The organism is Micromonospora phytophila, from assembly GCF_023656545.1.
Lineage (GTDB): Bacteria > Actinomycetota > Actinomycetes > Mycobacteriales > Micromonosporaceae > Micromonospora > Micromonospora phytophila.
Genome location: NZ_JAMOKF010000298.1, coordinates 1 through 6,843 on the forward strand (window position 1 = coordinate 1; position 6,843 = coordinate 6,843).

The 6,843-nt window shown below is 75.5% G+C and carries 7 protein-coding genes and 1 pseudogene; 3 read left to right on the forward strand and 5 right to left on the reverse strand.

Annotation, left to right across the window (positions count from 1 at the left end; translation table 11 throughout):
* Both NCC78_RS25280 and NCC78_RS25285 read left to right on the forward strand, forming a co-directional pair.
* On the forward strand, positions 1-328 hold a 328-nt coding region (locus tag NCC78_RS25280), incomplete at its 5' end, for an ATP-binding protein (protein ID WP_250797512.1).
* Positions 325-1,005 carry a response regulator gene (locus tag NCC78_RS25285; protein ID WP_250797514.1) on the forward strand — a complete coding sequence of 227 codons (681 nt, stop codon included), beginning with the start codon at positions 325-327 and terminating at the stop codon, positions 1,003-1,005. The genes NCC78_RS25280 and NCC78_RS25285, both read left to right, overlap by 4 nt.
* Positions 1,006-1,011: 6 nt before the next feature.
* Here the strand turns inward: NCC78_RS25285 and NCC78_RS25290 are convergent, their stop codons facing one another.
* From NCC78_RS25290 to NCC78_RS25300, 3 genes are all read right to left on the reverse strand, one after another.
* Positions 1,012-1,584, reverse strand: a complete 573-nt coding sequence (locus NCC78_RS25290; RefSeq protein ID WP_250797517.1) for a DUF5709 domain-containing protein — start codon at positions 1,582-1,584, stop codon at positions 1,012-1,014.
* Positions 1,585-1,688: 104 nt separating this feature from the next.
* Complete coding sequence (locus tag NCC78_RS25295) at positions 1,689-2,414, reverse strand: ATP-binding protein (RefSeq protein WP_250797519.1); 726 nt, start codon at positions 2,412-2,414, stop codon at positions 1,689-1,691.
* 59 nt (positions 2,415-2,473) lie between these two features.
* A complete protein-coding gene (locus tag NCC78_RS25300; protein ID WP_250797521.1) occupies positions 2,474-3,472 on the reverse strand; it encodes an SDR family oxidoreductase in 999 nt (332 codons plus the stop codon).
* A 218-nt stretch (positions 3,473-3,690) separates the two neighbouring features.
* On the opposite strand from NCC78_RS25300, the gene NCC78_RS25305 reads away from it, so the two are divergent.
* Positions 3,691-4,893 carry a glycosyltransferase gene (locus tag NCC78_RS25305; protein ID WP_250797523.1) on the forward strand — a complete coding sequence of 401 codons (1,203 nt, stop codon included), beginning with the start codon at positions 3,691-3,693 and terminating at the stop codon, positions 4,891-4,893.
* Here the strand turns inward: NCC78_RS25305 and NCC78_RS25310 are convergent.
* Positions 4,848-5,776, reverse strand: a pseudogene (locus tag NCC78_RS25310) (DMT family transporter). The gene NCC78_RS25305 and the pseudogene NCC78_RS25310 sit on opposite strands and share 46 nt — an antisense overlap.
* 59 nt (positions 5,777-5,835) lie before the next feature.
* A complete protein-coding gene (hisN, locus tag NCC78_RS25315) occupies positions 5,836-6,654 on the reverse strand; it encodes a histidinol-phosphatase (RefSeq protein ID WP_250797529.1) in 819 nt (272 codons plus the stop codon).
* Positions 6,655-6,843: the final 189 nt, after the last annotated feature.

The window sequence follows — 6,843 nt, forward strand, 5'->3', positions numbered from 1 at the left end:
GGCCACCGCAGTGCCGCTGCCCGCGCCGGTGGCCCGTGAGCTGGCCGCCGCGACGGCCGCCGCCCTGGACAACGTCGCCCGGCACGCCGACGGGCGGGCCTGGGTGCTGATCGAGGACGAGGGCGCCACGGTGACCGTCTCGGTCCGCGACGAGGGGCCGGGGATGCCGGACGGCCGGCTGGCCGAGGCCGCCGCGGAGGGCCGGCTGGGGGTCGCCCAGTCGATTCGGGGGCGGATCGTCGACCTCGGGGGCACGGTGCGGATCAACTCGGCCCCCGGCGCCGGCACCGAACTGGAACTGACCGTGCCGAGGAAGCGGACGACATGAGCGGTGTGCGGGTGATGGTCGTCGACGACCACCCGATGTGGCGGGAAGGGGTGGCCCGGGACCTGACCGAGGCCGGCCACCTCGTGGTGGCCACCAGCGGCGAGGGGCGCCAGGCGGTACGCGTCGCCGCCGCCACCCGGCCCGACGTGGTGGTCCTCGACCTGCAACTGCCGGACATCTCCGGGGTGGAGGTGATCCGGGGTCTGCGCGCCGTGCTGCCGCACGTGCGGGTGCTGATGCTCTCGGCCAGCGGTGAGCAGCAGAGCGTGCTGGACGCGGTGAAGGCGGGGGCCACCGGCTACCTGCTGAAGTCCGCCGCCCCGGCCGAGTTCCTGGGGGCGGTGCAGCGGACGGCGGCGGGGGAGCCGGTCTTCACGCCCGGCCTGGCCGGGCTGGTCCTCGGCGAGTACCGCCGGCTCGCCGCCGACCCGGCGGGAGCCGCGCCCGGGGCGCACGGCGGTCCGGGCGGCGGGGGCGCGGCACCCCGGCTCACCGACCGGGAGACCGAGGTGCTGCGCCTGGTGGCCAAGGGGCTGTCGTACAAGCAGATCGCGGAGCGACTCGGGCTCTCCCACCGCACCGTGCAGAACCACGTGCAGAACACGCTGGGCAAGCTCCAGCTGCACAACCGGGTCGAACTCACCCGGTACGCGATCGAGTGGGGCCTGGACGACTGAGCGCGGTCAGACCGAGTGCGGCGGCCGGGTCTCGTGGATGGCCAGCTCCTCGGCGCTCGGGCCGCCGCCAGCCGACCCCGCGTCGTACGCGACCGAGTCGGTCTCCTGGTCGGTGTGCGCCCCCTCGTCCGGTTCGACCAGCCGCCCCACCTGGCTGTCGGCGACGCTGCCGAGCTTGCCGTGATCGTAGAGGGAGACCGGCGACTTCGGATCGGAGGTCGGGCCCGGGTCGAGCACGTCCGCGTCGAGCTGGGCCTGCGCCGCGGCCTCCTCGCTGTCGGCCTCGGCGGCGATGTCCGGGTCGACCGGGCCGGCCAGCGGGTCGTCGGCCGGGCGTTCCCGCTGCTCCCGGTCGAGCTTGTAGTCGAGCGACTCGCCGTGGAGCTGCTCCTCGGCGGTGGTCCCGAACCGGTCCACCGCCACCGGCGTCCGGTCACCGGGCAACTGCGCCGGCTCCGGACCGTCCGCCTCGCGCCCGGTCAGGACGTCGTCCTTGGCGGTCGAGTCGTCGTCGGCGGTGTCGGGCAGGCCCTCCGCCTCGGGGTCGGACACGGGGGTCGGGTACTCGTCGTCGCGCATGCCAGATCACTACCCACTGCCCTCCCGGCGTAACCGGTGCTGCCCGTGGCCATTCGGGCGGAAGCCCCACCAGTCGGGACGGAAGGGGAGAAGTGCGGCGCGGATCAGCCGCGGAAGGCGGCCTCGTCGTCGCTGTGCAGCACGCACCAGACGACCTTGCCGTCCGGCACCCGGGTGCTGCCCCAGCGCCGGGCCACCGTGTCGATCAACAGCAGGCCCCGCCCGCCGGCGGAGTTCAGCGGGGCCAGCCCGGCGAACGCCGGCTGCCGCGGGGAGTGGTCGCGGACCGCGAGGTGCAGGGTGCTGTCCCGGGGGGCCAGCCGGACGGTCATCGCGGTGCGCGCGTGGGCGACCACGTTGTTGACCATCTCCGTGACGGCGATGCACCCCGGCTCGGCCAGCTCCACCACGCCCCACCGGTGACAGCCGTCGGTCACCAGCTGGCGGGCCTGCCGGGCGGCGCCCACCGTGGGCGCCAGGTCGACGTTGAGCACCGCGGCCATCGGCGTGGCGGCCAGGGCGGCCATCGCGCCCTCCAGGGTCGGCCAGGCCGGCACGCCCTCGACGGCCCCGGTCGGGTCGAAGAGCAGCAGGTCGGCGGCGGGCCAGTCGGCGACCTCCCGACGCACCTCGGCGAAGACGCCCCGGGCCGTCGGCTCGGTCACCCGCAGGCTCGACAGGTCGGCCACCACCGGACCCGGCCGGTCGCAGAGGCGGGCGAGCAGCGCGTCGTGGACCGTGCCGACCACGGACCGGTCGAGCACACCGGTCAGCCGGACCACCGCGGACGCCTCGTCCGTCTCCACCAGGCAACGCACATCGGTCGGCATGATCGTCCTATTGTGCACCCCGGGCACGGACCCTGCATCCGGCCGGCCTGCCCGGTCCATCAGCGGTCCGTCCGCGTTCGTCGGGCCATCGCGGCCACCGTGCCGACCGCCGTTCCCGCCGCCGCCAACCCGAAGGCGGCGGTCATCCGCACCAGCTGCCGCCGCCGGCCGTGCCAGCCGCCGTCGCGCTGGGCCTCCGCGTCGGGGTGGAAGACGTTCCCGGAGCTGTCCAGCCGGGCGGCGGGCCCGAACTGGGTGCGGTGGGCGTACCAGCCGAGGACCCGTTCCGCCAGCGCCGGGGCGAGCCGCCACTGCAGGCCGATCAGCCGGGCGGCCCCACCGGCGTACGCCTCCCGGCGCGGGCGGCGCAGCACCCGGACGATGGTCTCCGCCACCACCTCCGGCGGATAGACCGGAGGTGGTGGCAGCAGTTCCCGGCCGCTGTGGTTGGCGGCGTGCCCGAAGAACGGGGTGTCGATGGTGGCCGGCAGCACCGTGCAGATGGAGATGTGGCCCCGGCCGGTGACCCGCAGCTCCTGGCGGACCGTGTCGGCCAACCCCCGGATGCCGTGCTTCGTGGCGTTGTACGCCGACTGGTAGGGCATCGCCACCTCGGCCAGCACGGAGGCGTTGTTCACCAGCACCCCGCCGCCGGCCGCGGCCAGGTGGGGCAGGGCGGCCCGGGTGCCGTACGCCGCGCCGAGCAGGTTCACCTCCAGCACCCGGCGGAACTCCTCCACCGGGATCTCGTCGAAGAGCCCGACCGCGCTGACCGCCGCGTTGTTGACCCAGCCGTCGATCCGGCCGAACTCGTCGACCGCGCGCGCGGCGAGCCGCTCGACCGCGGCGGGGTCGGTCACGTCGGTCGGCACGACCAGCGCCCGCCCGCCCAGCTCGCGGCACCGGTCGGCGACCCGGTCCAGGGCGGGCTCGCTCCGGGCGGCCAGCACCACGGCGGTGCCCCGCCGCGCGAGGGCGTACGCGGTGGCCGTGCCGATCCCGCTGGAGGCACCGGTGATCACCACGGTGGCGTCGGCGAGGCTGCGGGTGAGAGGCATTCTTCGCCCGTACCCAGGGGTGGGTTGGTCATGCGACGGACAGTCGATCGGATCCCGGCGGAGTGGGACCACTGAGCGATGGGTACTTGTCGCCACGCAAGTTTCTGCGGCACCCGTCGGGCTCTTCCCGATCTGCCAGGTTTCGGCTCCCGGGGGTCTGGTTAATGGGACCCTCTGACCGGAGGACCACCGCTGAGAAGATCGCATGGAGGTGACCCATGCGCGTCGGCATCGTCTACGCGCACGCCGGCCCACCCAGGCGTGCCGACGGTCCGACCGTCGGTACCCACGAACACATCGCCCGGGTCGCCGCCGAACTGGCGGGACGGGGCCACGACGTCCGGGTGTACGAGCGCCGCGACGACCCGGAGCTGGCGGAGACCGCGACGGTCGGCGGTTACCGCGTGGACCGCGTGCCGGTGGGTCCCGCCGCCCCGATCCCCACCGCCGAGCTGGTCCCGTACGTGTCCGAGTTCGGCCGCTGGCTGGCCGACCGGTGGGCCGGCGACTGGACGCCCGACGTGGTGCACGGGCACTACTGGATCGGCGGGCTGGCCGCCGCGCACGCCGTCCGGGAGACCGACATCCCGGTGGTGCAGACCTTCCACTCGCTCGGCGTGGAGCAGCTGCGCCACCTCGGCCGCCAGTACGACGGGCCGGGGGAGCGGATCCCGCTGGAGCGGGCGCTGACCCGGGCGGTGGACATCGCGGTCGCCCAGTGCAACGACGAGGTCGACGAGCTGACCCGGATGGGGCTGCAACGCACCGCCGTGGCGATGGTCCCCGCCGGCGTCGACACCGAGCGGTTCCACCCCGACGGCGAGGCGGCCCCCCGCGACCAGCGGGCCCGGATCCTCTCCGTCGGCGGGCTCTCGCCCGGGCACGGCCAGGAGGACCTGATCCGGGCCATGCGGCTGGTCGGCGACGCCGAGCTGGTGATCGCCGGCGGCCCGCCGGTGGAGCAGCTGGCCAACCACGCCGAGGCCCGCCGGCTGCGCGAGCTGGCCGAACGCAACGGGGTGGCCGAGCAGGTGAAGCTGGTCGGCGCCGTGCCGCACGACCAGATGGCCACCTGGTACCGCTCCGCGGACGTGGTCGCCTGCACCCCGCACTACTCCTCCGCCGGGCGGGTGTCGCTGGAGGCGATGGCCTGCGGGGTGCCGGTGGTCGGCTACGCCATGGGCGGGATCGCCGACGCGGTCGTCGACGAGGTCACCGGGCGGCTGGTGCCGCCGGGCGACGTGCGCACCCTCGGCGTGACGCTGCGCCGGCTGCTCGCCGACAACGCGGGGCGGTTCGCGTACGGGCACGCGGCGGTGGACCGGGTGCGGTGCAGCTACACCTGGGAGCGGACGGCGGGCGCGCTGGAGCGCCTCTACGAGCGGGTGGTACGCCGCCGCAAGCCGGTCGAGGCGGCCTGAGGCGTCCCCGCCGCGGGGGTCAGAGCGGGCGGCCGGGCGATCCGGCGCCGACCATCGCCCGGCGCCGCTCGTGGGCGACCGCGTGGTGGTGCTGGGGCTCGGCGTACCGGGTGAGGCCGATGACCGCCGCGAGGGTCACCAGGAACCCGACCGCGGCGAGCCACTCCCGGCCGGGCCAGATCTTGTCGTTGAGCAGCAGCAGGCCGACGATCGCCGCGGGCACCGCCCCGGCGGCGTCCATCGCGGCCACGGCGGCGGTGGTCGACCCCCGCTGCATGGCCAGGCCGAGCAGCAGCTGACCGACGATCGAGTGCACGACCAGCAGGTAGAGCAGCGGGTTCTGCAGGAACGCCTCCGCCGACGGGGCGGAGGCGAGCGGGCGGGCGGCCACCGCGGCGGCGGAGAAGGCCAGCCCGGCCAGCGAACCGAGCGCCACCGAGCCGGGCGCGCCGTGCAGCCGTACCGCGAAGAAGCCGAGCACCGCGATCACGCCCAGCACCACCGCCAGGGCGATCATGACGGCGGTGCCGAGCGGCTTGGACGGCGCCGGCCGCGCCGCGACCACCAGCCCGCTGATCCCGGCGAAGAGCAGCACCAGCAGGGCCACCTCGGCCGCCGGCAACCGCCACTTCAGCACCAGCACCCCGAGCACGGCGGTGACCCCCAGCCCGGCGGCGACGCTGGCCTGGACGAGGAAGAGCGGCAGGTCCCGGCGGGCCAGGAAGGCCAGCACGAACCCGGCCACCTGGCAGCCCAGCCCGACCAGGTAGGTGCGGTGGCCGGCCAGGCGCAGCAGCAGCCCCGGATCGAAGCTGTGGTGCACGGTGGTGCGGGCGGCGGCGACCGACTGGAGCAGGTTGGCGACGCCGTACGCGACGATCATCGCCGCGAGGAAGCACCAGCCGGAGGAGACCACCTGGCGAGGATAGAGGTTGCCGGTGGTCAGTGCTCGGTTGGCCGACCCAGCCGGCCGAGGATGTCGGCGTGCAGCAGCCCGTTGCTGGCCACGGCGCTGTTCTCGACGGAGGTGTCGCCGCCCGGCGCCGGCCGGCCGGTCAGGTCGGTGAAGGTGCCGCCCGCCTCGGTGACGATCGGCACCAGCGCGGCGATGTCCCACAGCGACAACTCCGGCTCCACCATCACGTCCAGCGCGCCCTCGGCCAGCAGCATGTAGCCGTAGAAGTCCCCGTACGCCCGGCTGCGCCAGGTGTCCCGCATGAGCTGGAGCACCGCGTCGAGGCGGCCGGCCGCCTCCCAGCCGGTCAGGGAGGAGTAGCAGAAGCTGGCGTCGGCCAGGTCCCGCACGCCGGAGACCCGGATCGGGGCGCCGCCGGCCAGGTCGGGCCCGGCGTACGCCCCCTCGCCGCGCGCCGCCCACCAGCGGCGGCCCAGCGCCGGCGCGGACACCAGCCCGGCCACCGGGCGGTCGTGCTCAAGCAGCGCGATCAGGGTGGCCCAGACCGGCACCCCCCGGATGAAGTTCTTGGTGCCGTCGATCGGGTCGACCACCCAGCGCCGGCCCTCCGGGCCGCTCGCGGGCTGCTCGCCGTACTCCTCGCCGAGCAGGCCGTCGCCCGGCCGGTGCTCGGCCAGCAGCGCCCGGATCTCCCGCTCCACCGCCGTGTCGGCGTCGGAGACCGGCGTGAGGTCGGGCTTCGCCTCGACCCGCAGGTCGAGCGCGCGGAACCGGGCCGTCGAGATGGCGTCGGCGGCGTCGGCGAGCCGGTGGGCGAGGGCGATGTCGTCGGCGTACCCGGTCATGCCGGAAACGGTAGCGACGCCCGCCGCCTCACGATCCGCCGGGCCTGCCGCCCGTCCGCGACCCCCGCCGGCCGACGATCCGCCGGGACTGCCGCCCGTCCCCGGTCCCCGCCGGCCGACGATCCGCCGGGACTGCCGCCCGTCCCCGGTCCCCGCCGGCCGACGATCCGCCGGGACTGCCGCCCGTCC

Coding starts and splice junctions, on each gene's coding strand:
- NCC78_RS25285 (WP_250797514.1), top strand. CDS start 325: ATGAGCGGTGTGCGGGTGATGGTCGTCGACGACCACCCGATGTGGCGG.
- NCC78_RS25290 (WP_250797517.1), bottom strand. CDS start 1,584: ATGCGCGACGACGAGTACCCGACCCCCGTGTCCGACCCCGAGGCGGAG.
- NCC78_RS25295 (WP_250797519.1), bottom strand. CDS start 2,414: ATGCCGACCGATGTGCGTTGCCTGGTGGAGACGGACGAGGCGTCCGCG.
- NCC78_RS25300 (WP_250797521.1), bottom strand. CDS start 3,472: ATGCCTCTCACCCGCAGCCTCGCCGACGCCACCGTGGTGATCACCGGT.
- NCC78_RS25305 (WP_250797523.1), top strand. CDS start 3,691: ATGCGCGTCGGCATCGTCTACGCGCACGCCGGCCCACCCAGGCGTGCC.
- hisN (WP_250797529.1), bottom strand. CDS start 6,654: ATGACCGGGTACGCCGACGACATCGCCCTCGCCCACCGGCTCGCCGAC.